This window comes from Halogeometricum pallidum JCM 14848 (assembly GCF_000337095.1).
GTDB lineage: Archaea > Halobacteriota > Halobacteria > Halobacteriales > Haloferacaceae > Halogeometricum > Halogeometricum pallidum.
On sequence record NZ_AOIV01000004.1, the window covers coordinates 113,709 to 128,021 of the forward strand.

Below are 14,313 nucleotides of genomic sequence, written 5' to 3' on the forward strand. Positions count from 1 at the left end.
GACATGAACACCAAACTGTACACGGTAATCTACGTCGTGCTGTTCGTCTCGGCGACGGTGCAAGTGCTGGTCGAGTTCGCCGGACTCGCCTACTGGACGGCGTTCGCGCTCATCATCGTGCTGTCCGCGATGAAGGCGGTGCTCGTCGCCGCCTACTTCCAGCACCTGCGGTGGGAGCCCCGTTCGTTGACGTACCTCATCGGCATCGGCCTCGCGGCGGCGCTAGCGCTGACGTTCGCGGCGTCGTACTCCATCCTCTGAGGTGCGCGGATGAGGACTCACATCCGCGTCCGCACGAGGCGGTTCGACCGGACGGCCCTCGGGTACGCCCTGCTGTTCTCGCTCCCGATGGCGCTGGGAATCACGGTGATGATGCTGAAGGTGGTCGGCGGACCGCTCTCGCGGCCCCTCGTGTTCGCGCCGGGCGCCGTCGTCGCCGCCTGCGTCTTCCTCCTCGTCGCCGTCGCGGCGACGGGGGGCGAGGCGGAGTGAGGGGCCGCCTCCGCCCTACAGTTCGTCCGCGGCGACGACCATCCGGTACCGACGGGTCTCGAACCCCAGCGAGTCGTAGAACGAGCGCGCCCGTTCGTTGTCCGCGTCCACGTCGAGGGCGAGTTCGCCGCACCCGGCCTCCCGTCCGTAGCGCGCGGCCCGGCGGACCAGTCAGTGCGCGAGCCCCGTCCCCCGGAACGCCGAGCGCACGTAGATATCCCCGACGACCAGCCTGTCGGGCCGGTCGAAGACGCTCGGGACCGCTCGACGTCCGCTGAGACGAACTCGGCGAGCGCGCTCCCGGGGTCGGTCAGCGGGTCGTCGCCGTCCGTCCGTTCCTCCGCCGGTTTCGACGGAGCGAACTTCGTTCCACCGCCGTCGGAGAGCTAGTATTTAACACGGTCCGTGACAACACAAATCACATGAACGGAGAGCTGTTCGTACTCGGCGCCGCGACGGCGGCACTCGTCGTCGGACTGGTCGCGCTTCTGTACGGCGAGTACGCCGGTATGACGACCACGCTCGTTCCGGCCGGGGGCGTCGTCGCCCTCGCGGGGGTCGGTATCCTCACCGCGCACGTCGCCCGCCTCCCGGACCCGGAGGAGTCGGACGAAGCGGGGCACTGAGCGCCCTCCCGCTTCTCGCCTCCTCGCTCCCGCGGCGCGGGCGGTTCACCCGGCGATGCTGAACCCGATGATGCCGAGGATGACGAACGCGGCGTAGACGCTCCCGAGCGCCGCGACCACCTTCAGGTGATAGAGGAAGAGGTCGTCCTCCTCCGCCGCCACCGCCGACTCGTGGGCCGCCCGCTCGGCGTCCGTCCGCCGCGCCGCGTGCGCCTCGCCGACGTGGAGGACCCGGAGCCGCATCGTTCGGAACGGGCGGCCGCAGTACGGACACGTCGCCGGGGGCGCTTCCCCGTCGGGAACCGCTGTCTCGGGGCGAACGTCTTCTTTCATCGTATCGCCTCCGCGACGGGTTGCGCGACGACCCAGAGGCTGATCACGGTGTACAGCACGGTGACGGCGACGAACGGGTACTGGCTCCGGAGCGGTTGGAGTCGACCGGGGAACACGTCGAACGACCGCGCGTGCGCCACCCAGACGGCGACGAGGTGTCCCCCGACGACGACGGCCAACTGGACCGCGCCGAACCACGACGGGAGGACGAGGACGGGCACGGCCGCGGGCGGCGAGAGGGGTGTCGAGACGACAGCGACGAACGCCGGGAACAGACCGAGGAAGTAGCCGAGAAAGTGCGCGAGGTGGTAGCCGGCGGCGATGGGGACGAGCGCGGGTGCGAACCATCCGGCGACGAACCGCGCGGTGACGTAGGTGTCCGCAGTCCGGCGGGCGAGGCGGGCCGCGAGGCGGTAGACGGCGAGGAAGCAGGCGAACCCCGCGAACGCGAGGGCGAGGCCGAGGAGCCATCCGGGCGCTCCGACGCCCGCCGCCCACTCGCGGGCGCCGCGCCACGCGACGGTGGCGACGAGGCCGTCGTACGTCGTCACCCAGAGCAGGGCGACGACGAACGCCGCGTCGTCCTCGGCCATCGCCTCCGGATAGCGGACGAGCGAGGACCCCGGCACCGAGACGGCGACGCCGTCGTCGGTCCGGCGGACGGGCGCGAGCAGCCCGTAGAGGCGGAAGACGCGCGAGACGGGGTCGACGCGCTCGAACCACGCGGACCCGTACCGCGCCGCCCCGGCGACGGTGACGGCGGTGTACGCGACGACGGCCGCGGCGAGGACGCGCGGGTCCGAGGCGACGGGGCTCTCCACCTCGACCCAGACGAGAACGAGGAGGCCCAGGACGCTCGGCCACGCGCCGAGGCGGGCGGGGAGTCGGGCGGATGCATCGCGGGGCGCCCCCTCGGCGGTGATTCGACGGACGGCGCGCGCGAGCGTCCGCCACGGGTTCACGGCCGGCCACGCGTCGACGACGAGGTAGGTGAACATCGTGAACCCGGCCCACCAGCCGACCCAGACGACGAGGACGGCGAAGTTCGCGAGCGGGGCCGTCGGCCCGGTCAGCCCCGCCCACACGACGAGCACGAGGACGGCGACGCCCGTCCACCCGAGGAGTCGGCGGCCCCGTTCGGCGGCCGCGCGGAGTCGGCGGCGGGACCGAAGGCGGCGAGGGCGAGCGAACGCGTCCAGCGCGGCCGCGTCGGTGACGAAACTGGAGAAGAGAAAGGAGACGCCGACGACGCCGCCGCCCGAGAGGACGACCAGCCAGAACGGGACGGGCGCGGAGCGGAGCGACCCGGCCAGCGACCCCGCGTGCGCGAGCGCCGGCCGGGAGCACAGCGTCGCTGCGAGGACGGCGGCGACGGCGAGTGACGCGAGGCGGGCGGACCGAACGCGGGCGGGGGGCGGAGTCACGGGTCAGAACGCGCCGAGCAGTTTGAGGACGACGGCGAGGACGAACAGCGACCCGAGCGCCCACACCCCCAGCAGGGCGGCCTGCGCGTCCTTCAGGCCGTGCCCGCGCGCGGAGACGAACGTACCGTAGAAGACGTAGAGGCCGAAGACGAGCACCGCGGCGACGAGGAGGAACGCCCCGCCGGCGGCGGCCAGTTCGGTCGGGATGTCCTCGCCGGCGGCGAACAGGACGGCGGCCCCGCCGAACGCCAACGCGACGGCGACGAACGCCGTAGTCCACACTGCGGGGCTATCGGCGGTCCGGGACAGCGCCGACGGCCGCGTCCCGCCCCGCGTCGTCCACCCGCCGACGACCGAGTGCTCCCGCCGCCCCCGACCGGTGAGGACGACGGCGGCCACGAGGGCGACTCCGAAGAGGAGACCGACGAACAGCGTTTCCTGTGTCATGCCAACACTCACCTATCATTAACAATGATTACAGTATCGGGCATAAACGTTCGCTTCCCCGACCGTCCGGTCGGCGGGGTCCGAGGAGACGACGGGAGACGGGCGACGCGGCGGTCCTTCGGGCGCGCGGGGGAGAGAGCGAGCGGTGGTCGCCGCGGCCCGACGAGTCCGTACTGCGGTCGTGAGCGGTCCGTTTCGGCCATCGACGAAACGTGATTCTTAAGGGTCGCACGGGTATTGTTGCGGGTATGAGTGACGAACAGCAGGCGGAGGCCGCCGAGGCGGAGGCCGATGCAGCGGAAGATGTCGAAGAAGAGGTCGCCGAGGAAGAGAGCGAGGGCGGGATTCAGGACGGCGACTTCGTCCGCCTCGCCTACACGGTCCGAACGGTCGAGGACGACACCGTCGTCGACACGACCGACCAGGAAGTGGCCGAAGAGGCCGAGATAGACACCGACGAGTACGACTTCGAACCCCGCGTCATCATCGTCGGCGCGGGCCACATCTTCGAGTCGGTCGACGAGGCACTCATCGGCGCCGAAGTCGGCGACACGGACACCGTCGAGATTCCGTCCGTCGAGGCGTTCGGCGAGTTCGACGACGACGAGGTGCGGACGATCAGCGCGAACAAGATCGACGAGGACGACCGCTACCCCGGCGCGCAGGTGCAGGTCGACGGCGACCAGGGCCGCGTCGAGACCATCATCGGCGGCCGCGCCCGCGTCAACTTCAACCACCCCCTCGCCGGCGAGGACCTCGAGTACGAGTACGAGATCCTCGAACTCGTCGACGACCGCGAGGAGCAGGCCGAGGGCCTCCTCGGCATGTACCTCCAGCAGGTCCCCGAGGTGTGGATCCAGACCGACGAGGAGGAAGAAGAGCAGGCCGTCGAGTCCGACGACGGAGACGAGGAGGGCGAACCCGAGACGGAGACCGTCTCCGTCGAGAAGGAGACGCTGTACATCGAGGCCACCCAGCAGATGACGATGAATCAGCAGTGGATGTTCTCGAAGCAGCAGATCGCACAGGACCTCATGGACCGCCTCGACCTCGACCGCGTCATCGTGCAGGAGACCATCGACGGGATGGGCGGCATGATGGGCGGCATGGGCGGTATGATGGGCGGCATGGGCGGCGGCGCCGACGCCGAGGACATCGAGGACGCCATCGAGGACGTCGACGTCGACGCGGACGAACTCGTTGAGGAACTCGAAGAGGGCGACCTCGACGTCGAGGCGGACGCCGACGAGGAGTAGACGCGACTTTCGGGGCCGACCCGACTCCGGACCAGCGCTTTCTTTTGGGACACCCGCGCAGAGAGACCGAGAGCCATGTCCGAGGAGTCACCCCCGACGCTCGCCCCCACCGACGACCTGAAACTGGCCGCCGTCGCCGCCGGGTGTACGGTCGGGTTGACGCTGCTCCTCCAGTTCGGTCTGGACCGCGACGTCTCCTTTCTCGTTCGCCTCGTGCCCCTGCTCCCCTACTTCGCGTACGTCTTCACCCGGCGCGTGGACTTCGGCGCACTCGACACCGTCCGCAACTGGTCGGCGCTGACGCTCGCGGTGACGGTTCTGACGCTGCTGTACTACGCGGTGTGAACGTCCGTACGGTCACAACTCCCCGATTCAGGCGATGTCGCGACTCGTGTCGACGGCCACCTGATCGCTGAGGCGGAGTTTGATGGTCTCCTCGGGCGCGCGGCCGCCGCGGAACTTGGGGACGGCGAGGCGGTTCTCTATCTCCGCGCCGTCGACGGTCGTCCGCAGGTCGAACACCACGTCGGCCATGTGCTCGGTGTACCGCCGGTTCGCCGGTTCGCCGCCCTTCATCCCGTGGAGGACGGCGAGACCGCCGGTGTTCACCATGTGCGTCTGGAGGCCGTTCAGGAACGCCCGGTAGCGGACGGGGTCGTTCGACTCCAACACGTCGACGATGTCCACGATGAGGTTCGCGCCCTCGGGCAAGTCGCGGACGAGTTTGTTCGCCACGTCCAACGGCGCCTCCCCGCCCACGTCCCGGACGGTGGGCGACCCGGTGCGCGTCCGGGTCCGCGCGATGGCGTCTTCGACCGCCTGATCCGAGCGGACGGTCGTCAGATACAGGGTCCCGCGGACGGCGGTGAGTTCGTAGAGGAACAGTTCGGACTGACTGGCCGGGTCGGCCAACAGGGCGACGATGCTCCCCGCCGGGATGCCGCCGCCGAGTTCGCGGTCGAGGACCGTGATACCGGTCGTCAGTCGATCAGACACGACACGTACACAGACAGTCCGCTATAATAGCTCTTTACGATGCTGTAGATCCGCTGCCACGTCCCGGTACGCACTCCCGACGCGCGCGGCGTCGAGTACGGGCGGGTCGACGGGCGGGACGACGCCCAGGAGGGGGCACCCCAGCAGCGACTCGACGCCGCTGGGCGCTAGCCGCGACCGCGTGAGGACGGCGCCGACGACGGGCGTTCCGAGCGATCGGGCCGTCGCTCCCGTCTTCACCGCGTCGCGCAGGGAGGGGGCGCACGCGGACGCGACGAGGAGGACGCCGTCCGCCACGCGCACCGGCGCGGCGGCGTCCGGTCCCGCGCCGGCGGGGCAGTCGACGAGCACCGCCCCCTCGCTCGGCGCGGCTTCGCGAATCCGGTCGAGACGCGCGGCGGTCCGGTCGCCCGCCCGTCTCCCCGAACCCGACGCGCCCGTCGGCGCCGGACGGACCGTCACGTCGTCGTGGTCGGGGTGGCGGTGGCCGAGGCGGTCCGAGTCGCGGTCGGAGTCCGGGTCCGGGTCCGGCCCCGACGGCGGGTCGCGGGGGACGTCCGCCATCGCGTGGAGGTTCGGCATGTCGGCGTCGGCGTCGACGACGACGGTCGGACCGTTGAGCGCGACGGCCAGTCCGAGCGCCGTCGTGGTCTTCCCGCATCCGCCCTTACCGCCGGCTATCGCGAGCATGGGGCGACTGGCCGCCTCATCGGAGAAAAAGCCGAGGTCGGTGGGCGCGAGTCGGAACCGACCAACCCGCATCAATCGCAACTCAGTCCTGACAGCAACCGCCGGCCTCGCCGCCGAAGTCGACGGCGAGGGGGTCGGAGATGGCGCGGTTCACGTCTTCGAGCCGCTCCTGCAACGTCTCCTGGGCCTCCAGGTACGCCGCCATCTTGTCCTTCGAGTGCAGTTCGTTCTGTGCGGTCTGAACCTCCTCCAGTCGCTCCTGCGTCGCCTCGCCGCGCTGTCGGGCGAGCATGAACTCCTCGCGGCGCTGCTGGAACTCGCGTATCTCCGCCTGCAGTTCCTCGTCGTCCTCGACGGCGGCCTTCGCCTCCTCGAACGCCTCGTACTCGGCCGTTTCGGCTATCGCGTCGCCGAGTTCGCGCCCCAGGTCCTCGAGTCGCTCCGTCTGGATGCTCATACTCCGAGTTGGGAGTCGATTCGTTTGAACCTGCCGGAGGCGGCGGTGGTCGGTCGCGGCCGCTCTCCCGCCGGAACATCGGAGGGAAAGAGTCGTCACTCTCCGAGTGGTACGGTATCATATGCCAGTCGTCACGCCCGACGAGTTCGCCGGGTGGCTCCGCCGGCTCGACGGGGACGCGCTGACGGCGTTCGTCGCCGACCTGTACGCCGACCGGGGGGAATCGGTCGCCGTCCGCGACGACGGGGCGGTCGTCCTCGGCGACGGCGACCGGGTGCTTTCGCCCGTCTCCGGTCGACGACGGCTTCGCCGACCGAGCGTCGCTCCCGACGCCGACGTCGTGGTCGCGGCGAGACCCACGCCCGCGCTTCTGCGCCGCGCCGCGCGAACGGACGCGTCCGTCGTCGGTCCCGCGGAACTCCGCAATATCGCGTTGTACGGCCTCGACCGCCGAGACGCCGAGCGCCTCTTTCGGGAGCACTTCGACGCCTCACCCGTCGTCGATGCGCGGGATCCCGACGACTCGCTCGACCGCCACGCCGCGCTCGGACGAGTCGGCGATTCCCTCGGCGTCGGCGTCATCGCCGTCGTTCTCGCCGTGCTCGCCGTCGCGGTGCTGTTCGGCCCGTTCGGTCTCGCGCTCTCCCCGACGGACGACGCCGCCGGGTCGCAACCGGATTCGGGGGACGGGAGCACGGACTCGGCGACCGCCCGGACCGAGGCCGAGTCGTTCCCCCCGGGAATCGCCCCGACGGGCGTGACGAATCCCGAACGGCTCGCGGCCGCCCACGCCGACGCCGTCGTCGGCCGGTCCTACCGCCTCGTCGTCAGCGAGTCGGGCACCGAGAACTGGGAGGGAGAGGTCTGGGGCGACGTCTGGAAGGAGGCGGCCGTCGAGAGCCCGCGACGGTTCCGCTACATCGTCACCGGATCCGTCCGCGGCGAGGAGCGCGACGCCGGCGCGAACGCCTCCGGCGGGGCGAGCGGACCCGACGACCCGACCGAGACCGCCGGAGGCGACGGTACCGCCGCCGGCGACGGCGACGGACTGGTCCACTACACCGCGTACGCGGACGGGCAGTACACCTACGTCCGCAACGAACGGGGGGACGGGAGCGTCTCCCGCTTCCCCGTTCGCCTCGATGGGAACGGCCACGGCCCGTTCGAGCGACGTACCGCCGCCGCCGTCGAGCGATACCTGAACGCCACCCGGACGTCCGTCGCGCGCGAGGCGGAGTCGGAACCGGACGCACCGTACCACGTCGTCGCCACGGGGACACCGGAGGCGTTCGCGGACCCCGAGAACGTCAGTAACTACCGCGCCGAGGCGCGGGTCGACCCCGACGGATTCGTCCGGACGCTCACCGTCTCGTACGCCGTCACCGACGGCGGAGAGACCCGGAAAGTGCGGTACCACCTGTCGTACTCGGGCGTCGACGCCGTCGAACTCTCGCCACCGCCGTGGTACGAACGCGCTCGGGGCGCGACGGAGTCCGAATCGCCGCCCCCGATGTCGACGCCCGACCGGACGCCCGTGAACCGGACCGGAACCGCCACCCGCGCGGACGACGCCCGCGCACCGACGACGACCACCGGGTCGAACGCGACTGCGCCCCGCTTTGCGAGCGACCGACGCTACCGCTTTACGCCGAGCGACGCCCCGCAGTTCCCGTAGAGTCACCCGTCCCTCACGTCCCGGCCGACGTACGTCCCTCGGCGGTCGGTCGACGGTCCGTTCGAGTTTCTCTGCGGACGAGACGGGATACGACTCGCGGCGAGTACGCCGTCGCGGGAGGGTGCGAGCGGCTCACAGACCTCTCCCGCCGGAAACCGAGGGGTCAGCAACCGCCGACGTTATCCCTCCCGACTGGCAAGAGAGGTGCAATGAGTCAAGACGCGACCACCGAGGGGGACCTCAGAAACACCGGGATGTCGCTGCGGCACGACCGGGAGTGGGACTACGAACTCGAACGCATCGTTGAGGAAGTCGAAGAACGGGACGCGAACCGTGTCGGCCTCCAGTTCCCCGAGGGACTGAAGCGCCGCGGTCCGGCCGTCGCCGACGACCTGCGCGAACTGTGCGGCGACGACGTGACGTTCATGCTGTCGGGACAGCCCTGTTACGGCGCCTGCGACCTCGACACCTACCTGATGCGACGGACGGACGTGTTCGTCCACTTCGGCCACTCGCCGATGAAGGAGTCGGACAAGATCATCTATGTGCCGCTGTTCTCGAACGTCGACCCGATGCCCATCCTGGAGGACTCCCTCGAGGAACTCGACGGCGAGGAGGTCGGTCTCGTGACGACCGCCCAGCACATGAACCGCTTCGAGGACATGGCCGACTGGCTCGAAGAGCGCGGCTACGACGTCCACACCCGCCGCGGCGACGACCGCCTGACGTACGAGGGTCAGGTGTTGGGCTGCAACTACGCCTCCGCCGACATCGACGCCGACCAGGTGCTGTACGTCGGCGGCGGGAAGTTCCACCCGCTCGGATTGGCGATGGAGCACCCCGACAAGACCGTCGTCATCGCCGACCCCGTCAACAACGTCGTGAAGATAGCCGACACGGAGCAGTTCATGAAACAGCGCTACGCCTCCGTCCACAAGGCGATGGACGCCGAGAAGTGGGGCGTCATCTTCTGTACGAAGATCGGACAGGGTCGAATGGAGATAGCCGAGAAGATCATCGAGGACAACCCGAACGCCTACCTCATCACGATGGACGAAGTGACGCCCGACCGCCTCCGAAACTTCGACATGGACGCGTTCGTCAACACGGGCTGTCCGCGAATCACCACCGACGACGGCCCGCGCTTCCACAAGCCGATGCTGACGCCGGGCGAGTACCGCATCGCCGTCGGCGACAAACCGCTCGACTCGCTGGAGTTCGACACGTTCCACGGCACCTGGTAGGCGGTTCCTCCCCGTCGTCCGCCGTCTCTCTTTCGTTTCTTCTCTCCGTTGCTTCCGAACGTGACGTTCGTCCAACTCTCCGACGTAAAGCACGACGCGACGGCCGGTATCGGACTCCTAACTCGCGTTCTCAGACGCCTAACTCCGATTCGACGTATCGAACCGCCTCCTCGGGCGTCTCGCACGCTTTCACGCCCGGCACGTCGTGCGTGTCTAATCCGGCGATTGGGCGGTCGAACACGAGCGAGAAACCCACCTCCGTGAGCGTCCCGTCCGCGCCGTCGATGGCGATAACGGCATCGCCGTTCATGACGACGAGTCCGTTCCGCGCGTGACCGAGGCCCGTGGCGACGGGGACGTCGACGTACTCGTTCGCGTCCGCGCGTCGCTCCGTGGGGAGGATGCCGACGGTGTCGCCGCCGACTTCCTTCGCGCCGCGGCAGGCCGCCTCCATCACGCCGCCGAGGCCGCCGCAGACGACGGTGTGACCCTGTTGGGCGACGAGGCGGCCGGTGTCGGCGGCCGTCTCTCTGGTCTCCTCTCCGACCGTGCCGCCGCCGATGATACTGACTCGCATACTGTTTGGTCGTGGCCGTCGCTGGTACGCGTTTCGTCCGTGAAAACGGACCGAGAAATCGGTCGTCGTCGAGGGCGGTTGATTCGACTGTGGGGGACGGGCGGCGCGCCGTGCGGGTTCAGTCCAAGTCGGAGGCCGGAGGTTCCGGCTCCCAACTTCCGAGCAGGCGCATCGTCTCGTCCATCTGCGAGAAGTCGGCCGTCTGTCTGCGATGAACTGACATAACGTACTATCAAACGCCGGTGGATGATATATAGCTTATGCCGGATATTAGTTCGCTAACGTGTAGCAGTGAGTAGATTCCCTATTCGTATGTAGGTTATATAGTACCTAATCGGTACGTTCGTTGTTTTCTTTCGTGAGGGTTACGCCTCCCCCCAACGCGCGAAACGAGGGGCAAGCGAGTCACGGCCATCGGGTCGGCGGCCCGAAGCGTTCGTCTTTGTTTCGTACCTCGGGAGTATGAATCCGCACCCCTACATAGTTTGGTTCGCCGGGGTCCGCAACACTTAGTCCCCGCCCGGACGCACGCACGGGCATGAGCGTCAGCGACTGGGGCGATTGGGTCCCGCGCGCCGTCGAGGCGGCGTCGCCGGACACCGTCGCCGCCTGGTATCTCGGCTGCAACGGCTTCTTCCTGAAGGGCAGCGAGGGGACGACCGTCGCCATCGACCCGTACGTCGGCCTGGGCGACCCGCCGCGGACCGTCCGCATGATTCCGGTGCCGTTCGACCCCGACGACGTCGAGGAGATGGACGCGGTCCTCGCGACCCACGAGCACACCGACCATGTCCACGGGCCGAGTCAGGCGCCCATCCTCGAATCGACCGGCGCGCAGTACTACGCGCCGGACGACTCCCTGGACGTGGCGTTCGAGGACGAGGCGTGGTTGGACGAGTACGACCTCTCGGAGGAGCAGTTCACCGAGGTCGCGGAGGACGACACTTTCGAGGTCGGAGAGTTCACGATTCACGTCGAGTTCTCCCACGACCCCGACTCAACGCACCCCGTCTCCTACGTCATCGAGCACGAGTCGGGGACGTTCTTCCACGGCGGCGACACCAAACCGCACGAGGACTTCGACGAACTCGCCGAGGCGTACGACATCGACGTCGGCGTCCTCGCCTTCGGCGCGGTCGGTAACATCGACGACAAGGAGACGGGCGAGCCTCAGCGGACGAAGTGGTACTCCACGGAGAACGAGGTGGTGAAGGCCGCTTCCGACCTGCAGTTCGACCGTCTCGTTCCGACTCACTGGGACATGTGGAAGGGCCTGACCGCCGACCCGACCGTGCTCCACCACCACGCGAAGAGCTACGACCACCCCGAACGGCTCGATATCGTGGAGATAGGCGACCGCGTGGACCTGTAGCACTCCCTTTCTCAGATCTCATATTTTCCCCGGTTGTTTTATGTCATCTCTTCTGGTAGGAGGGGTCATGAGTCGTGAGTCCGATGTGGGGGAACCGGTGTCCGTCTCCAATGGAGACGTGCAGGTGGAGAAGTCATTCGTCGCCGACGAGTTCCCGGTACCCGCCATCAAGTTCCGAATCACCTCGAACAGCGAGGAGTCCGAGCATATCCGTATCGTCGATCAGATTCCCGAAGAGTTCCCGATGGAGGGCGTCGGGTTCCACCCGGAGTACGAGAGCGACAACTGGGCGGCGTACAAAGACCACCGCGTCGAGTACGAGCGAACGCTCGAACCGAACGAGGAGGTGATCACCGTCTACGGCGTCCGACTCGACGAACTGAGCGAGGCCGAGGCGTTCCTCGTCGACCCCGTCCTCGAACGACCGCCCGTCCCCGAGGAGGGCGAGGAACCGGGCGACGGCGGCGTCGAGGACATCCTCGGCGAGGACCGAAGCCAACTCGTCCGCGACGCCCTTCAGGGGCACGGGAGTCTCGCCGACGAGGAGGACCGAGAGACCGTCGAAGCCACTGTCAGCGACGCCGAAAGCGGGGTTCCGGAGGCCGAGTCGACGGCGTCCGCGTCGGCCTCCGCTTCGGACGTGGAGGCGGCCCTCGATGAACGAGAGGAGGAAATGGCTGACCCCGCGGCCGCCGGCGTCGCCCCGCGGGAACTCACCGCCGAATCGACGCCCGCGATAACGCGCGTGTCGAACCCCGAGGTCGACGTTGCGGTCGAGACGCCCGCGGATACGGCGGACGAGACGGTCGACGACGAAGCGGCCGACGACTACGTCGACCTCGAGGCGTCGGTGGGTGAGGAAGCGGCCGAGGACATCGATGCTGACGCGACGGCCCCCTCCGGTGGCGCGGCGTCGGGGTCGTTCGCGGCCGGTCTGGCGGCCGAACTGCGGGCGGGCGAGGTGTCCGACGAGGACCTCGACCTCCTCCGCTCGGAACTCGACTTCGGCCTGCCGCGCAGCGCCGACGTCCGCATCCACCGGCTTCAGGCCCAGATGGACGACCTGCAGGCGTACAGCGACGCGCTCGCGGAGTTCATCGACGAGGAGGGCACCGGTCAGGACCTCGTCGACGGCCTGCGGCGCGAAGTGGAGGCGCTGAACGAGGAGATAGACACGTTCAGCGATAATCTCACCGCCCTCGACGCCGAGGTGACCGCGGCCGACGCCGACCGCGACGACATCCGCGAGGGCGTCTCGACCCTCGAAGGCGACGTCTCGGCTCTCGACCAACGCGTCGAGGACGCCGCTTCGCGCCTCTCGGACGTCGACGACCGGGCGACCGAGGCCGTCGCGGGCGTCGAGGAACTGAGCGCGACGCTGGACGAGGAGATGGAGACGGTCCACGCCGATGTCGAGGAACTGTCGGACGACCTGAGCCAGACCGCCTCCGCGACGGCCGGACTGGACGAGGAACTCGGCGACGTGCGCGAGGACATCGCCGAACTCGACGGAGACGTGGTCTCCGCGCGCGAGTCGCTGGAGGGCGATATCGACGACTTGCGTTCGGAACTCGAAGAACTGGACGAGGTGAAATCCCGCGTCGACAGCATCGAGGACGACATCGAGGTGCTGATGGCGTTCCGCGAGCGGTTGAACGACGCGTTCGGGTCCGGCGAGTAAGCGCCCGGACGCTCCCTTTCTCGCGGTCGCCGATCCGCGCTCGCACCGTACGCGGTCGAACGACGGCAGTACCGCGTCGAAGCGCAACCTGTTTAGTCGCCCTCCCCGTGCACCCCACAATGACAGAGACGGTGCGCGTCGCCGTTCCGCGCAAGGGGCGACCGCTCGAAGCCGTGCTCGACCGGTTCGCCGCGAGCGCCGACGCGGCGCAGGTCGCAGACGACATCACCTCGACGCTCCGGCACGAGAAGGCGGTCACCAAGGGGAAAGCGCATCCCGACCGCGACGTGTACGAGCGACTCGCGGCCTACTCCGACCTCTCGGACCCCGCGATCCCGGAGTACACGCTCCTCCGCGACGACCGGGAGGGGATGCCCCGTCGCATCGTCTTCGACAGCGTCACGTTCGACGTCGACGGCGTCGCCGTCCAACTCGTCGGGCGCGAGGAGCCGTTCCGGGCGCTCCGAACCCACGAGTTCGGCCTCGGGTTCGACAGCGCCGACCTCGTCCTCGAAGAGGTCGTCCAGTTGCGGGAGGAGGGCGTCGGCTCCCTCGCCGACATCAACGCCCGCATCGACCCGATGGACACCGACGTGCGCGTCGTGAGCGGACTCGGAGACACGGTCTACCACACGCTGATGGCGAAACCGGAACTCCTGCCGCCGGGGTCGGAGCTGAACCGCGAGTTCGTCGCCGACTACGAGGGGCCGCTCTGCATCTCGCCGCGCTACGAGCGACTCGTCGAGGCCGTCCTCGGCACCGGCCCCCTTGACGGCGTCTCCTTCGCCTACCCCGACGAGTCCGTAGAGGAGGAGGCGGCCATCGCGGACGTGGGTCTCGGCGTCTACCTCACGATGACCGGATCGACCGCGCGCGAGAACGGTCTCGTCCTCGGCGAACACCTCTTTCCCTCCGAGACGGTGTTGATGGAGAACGTCGCCGAAACGACCGAGACAGCCGAACGGGTCGAACGGGCCATCGCCGGTCCCGACGTCGAGACGGAACTGGTCGTCTGAGCGGCCGTCTTCTCCGTTCTCTTCCCA

At 68.8% G+C, this 14,313-nt stretch carries 17 protein-coding genes and 1 pseudogene; 10 read left to right on the plus strand and 8 right to left on the minus strand.

The window, feature by feature from the left end:
* Positions 1 to 3 precede the first annotated feature (3 nt).
* Positions 4 to 261: a cytochrome C oxidase subunit IV family protein gene (locus C474_RS02255; protein WP_008383536.1), complete on the plus strand. Its 258-nt coding sequence runs from the start codon at positions 4 to 6 to the stop codon at positions 259 to 261.
* 9 nt (positions 262 to 270) lie between these two features.
* Positions 271 to 492, plus strand: coding sequence for a hypothetical protein (locus C474_RS02260; protein WP_008383538.1), 222 nt, complete (start codon positions 271 to 273; stop codon positions 490 to 492).
* A 111-nt stretch (positions 493 to 603) separates the two neighbouring features.
* Here the strand turns inward: C474_RS02260 and C474_RS23475 are convergent.
* A pseudogene (locus tag C474_RS23475) lies at positions 604 to 663 on the minus strand (hypothetical protein); the annotation flags it as partial.
* 251 nt (positions 664 to 914) lie between these two features.
* Here C474_RS23475 and C474_RS02265 point away from each other — a divergent pair.
* A complete protein-coding gene (locus C474_RS02265; RefSeq protein ID WP_008383540.1) occupies positions 915 to 1,118 on the plus strand; it encodes a hypothetical protein in 204 nt (67 codons plus the stop codon).
* A gap of 45 nt (positions 1,119 to 1,163) precedes the next feature.
* Here C474_RS02265 and C474_RS02270 read toward each other — a convergent pair whose 3' ends face one another.
* Genes C474_RS02270 through C474_RS02280 form a run of 3 tightly spaced genes read right to left on the minus strand, consistent with a single transcriptional unit; the run spans position 1,164 to position 3,334 of the window.
* Entirely contained in the window at positions 1,164 to 1,451 is a 288-nt protein-coding gene (locus C474_RS02270; RefSeq protein WP_008383542.1) for a DUF7410 domain-containing protein, read from the minus strand.
* Positions 1,448 to 2,875 (minus strand): hypothetical protein, encoded by a 1,428-nt coding sequence (locus tag C474_RS02275; RefSeq protein WP_008383544.1) that lies wholly within the window; start codon positions 2,873 to 2,875, stop codon positions 1,448 to 1,450. Before C474_RS02275 ends, C474_RS02270 begins: the two co-directional genes overlap by 4 nt.
* Positions 2,876 to 2,878: 3 nt before the next feature.
* Positions 2,879 to 3,334: a hypothetical protein gene (locus C474_RS02280; protein WP_239640362.1), complete on the minus strand. Its 456-nt coding sequence runs from the start codon at positions 3,332 to 3,334 to the stop codon at positions 2,879 to 2,881.
* Between the two features lie 236 nt (positions 3,335 to 3,570).
* Between C474_RS02280 and C474_RS02285 the strand changes: the two genes are divergently transcribed.
* Together C474_RS02285 and C474_RS02290 are read left to right on the plus strand one after the other, a co-directional pair.
* Positions 3,571 to 4,578, plus strand: coding sequence for an FKBP-type peptidyl-prolyl cis-trans isomerase (locus C474_RS02285; protein WP_008383548.1), 1,008 nt, complete (start codon positions 3,571 to 3,573; stop codon positions 4,576 to 4,578).
* Between the two features lie 75 nt (positions 4,579 to 4,653).
* Complete coding sequence (locus C474_RS02290) at positions 4,654 to 4,923, plus strand: hypothetical protein (RefSeq protein ID WP_008383550.1); 270 nt, start codon at positions 4,654 to 4,656, stop codon at positions 4,921 to 4,923.
* Between the two features lie 27 nt (positions 4,924 to 4,950).
* Here C474_RS02290 and C474_RS02295 read toward each other — a convergent pair whose 3' ends face one another.
* The 3 genes from C474_RS02295 to C474_RS02305 form a co-directional block, all read right to left on the minus strand.
* On the minus strand, positions 4,951 to 5,574 hold the full coding sequence (locus tag C474_RS02295; RefSeq protein ID WP_008383552.1) for an RAD55 family ATPase: 624 nt from the start codon (positions 5,572 to 5,574) through the stop codon (positions 4,951 to 4,953).
* Positions 5,575 to 5,595: 21 nt separating this feature from the next.
* On the minus strand, positions 5,596 to 6,264 hold the full coding sequence (locus C474_RS02300) for a nucleotide-binding protein (RefSeq protein WP_008383553.1): 669 nt from the start codon (positions 6,262 to 6,264) through the stop codon (positions 5,596 to 5,598).
* Between the two features lie 82 nt (positions 6,265 to 6,346).
* Positions 6,347 to 6,721: a YlbF family regulator gene (locus C474_RS02305; protein WP_008383554.1), complete on the minus strand. Its 375-nt coding sequence runs from the start codon at positions 6,719 to 6,721 to the stop codon at positions 6,347 to 6,349.
* Between the two features lie 121 nt (positions 6,722 to 6,842).
* On the opposite strand from C474_RS02305, the gene C474_RS02310 reads away from it, so the two are divergent.
* Both C474_RS02310 and dph2 read left to right on the plus strand, forming a co-directional pair.
* On the plus strand, positions 6,843 to 8,396 hold the full coding sequence (locus tag C474_RS02310; RefSeq protein WP_008383555.1) for a hypothetical protein: 1,554 nt from the start codon (positions 6,843 to 6,845) through the stop codon (positions 8,394 to 8,396).
* Positions 8,397 to 8,605: 209 nt separating this feature from the next.
* Complete coding sequence (gene dph2 / locus C474_RS02315; protein WP_008383556.1) at positions 8,606 to 9,640, plus strand: diphthamide biosynthesis enzyme Dph2; 1,035 nt, start codon at positions 8,606 to 8,608, stop codon at positions 9,638 to 9,640.
* A 130-nt stretch (positions 9,641 to 9,770) separates the two neighbouring features.
* Here dph2 and C474_RS02320 read toward each other — a convergent pair whose 3' ends face one another.
* Positions 9,771 to 10,217: a TIGR00725 family protein gene (locus C474_RS02320; protein ID WP_008383557.1), complete on the minus strand. Its 447-nt coding sequence runs from the start codon at positions 10,215 to 10,217 to the stop codon at positions 9,771 to 9,773.
* A gap of 538 nt (positions 10,218 to 10,755) precedes the next feature.
* Between C474_RS02320 and C474_RS02325 the strand changes: the two genes are divergently transcribed.
* The 3 genes from C474_RS02325 to C474_RS02335 all read left to right on the plus strand — a co-directional run bounded on the left by C474_RS02325 (position 10,756) and on the right by C474_RS02335 (position 14,286).
* The gene (locus tag C474_RS02325; protein ID WP_008383558.1) at positions 10,756 to 11,589 is read left to right on the plus strand and encodes an MBL fold metallo-hydrolase; all 834 of its coding nucleotides are present in this window, start codon (positions 10,756 to 10,758) and stop codon (positions 11,587 to 11,589) included.
* 67 nt (positions 11,590 to 11,656) lie between these two features.
* On the plus strand, positions 11,657 to 13,270 hold the full coding sequence (locus C474_RS02330; RefSeq protein ID WP_049916653.1) for a hypothetical protein: 1,614 nt from the start codon (positions 11,657 to 11,659) through the stop codon (positions 13,268 to 13,270).
* A gap of 119 nt (positions 13,271 to 13,389) precedes the next feature.
* Positions 13,390 to 14,286, plus strand: coding sequence for a type 2 periplasmic-binding domain-containing protein (locus C474_RS02335; protein ID WP_008383560.1), 897 nt, complete (start codon positions 13,390 to 13,392; stop codon positions 14,284 to 14,286).
* Positions 14,287 to 14,313 lie beyond the last annotated feature (27 nt).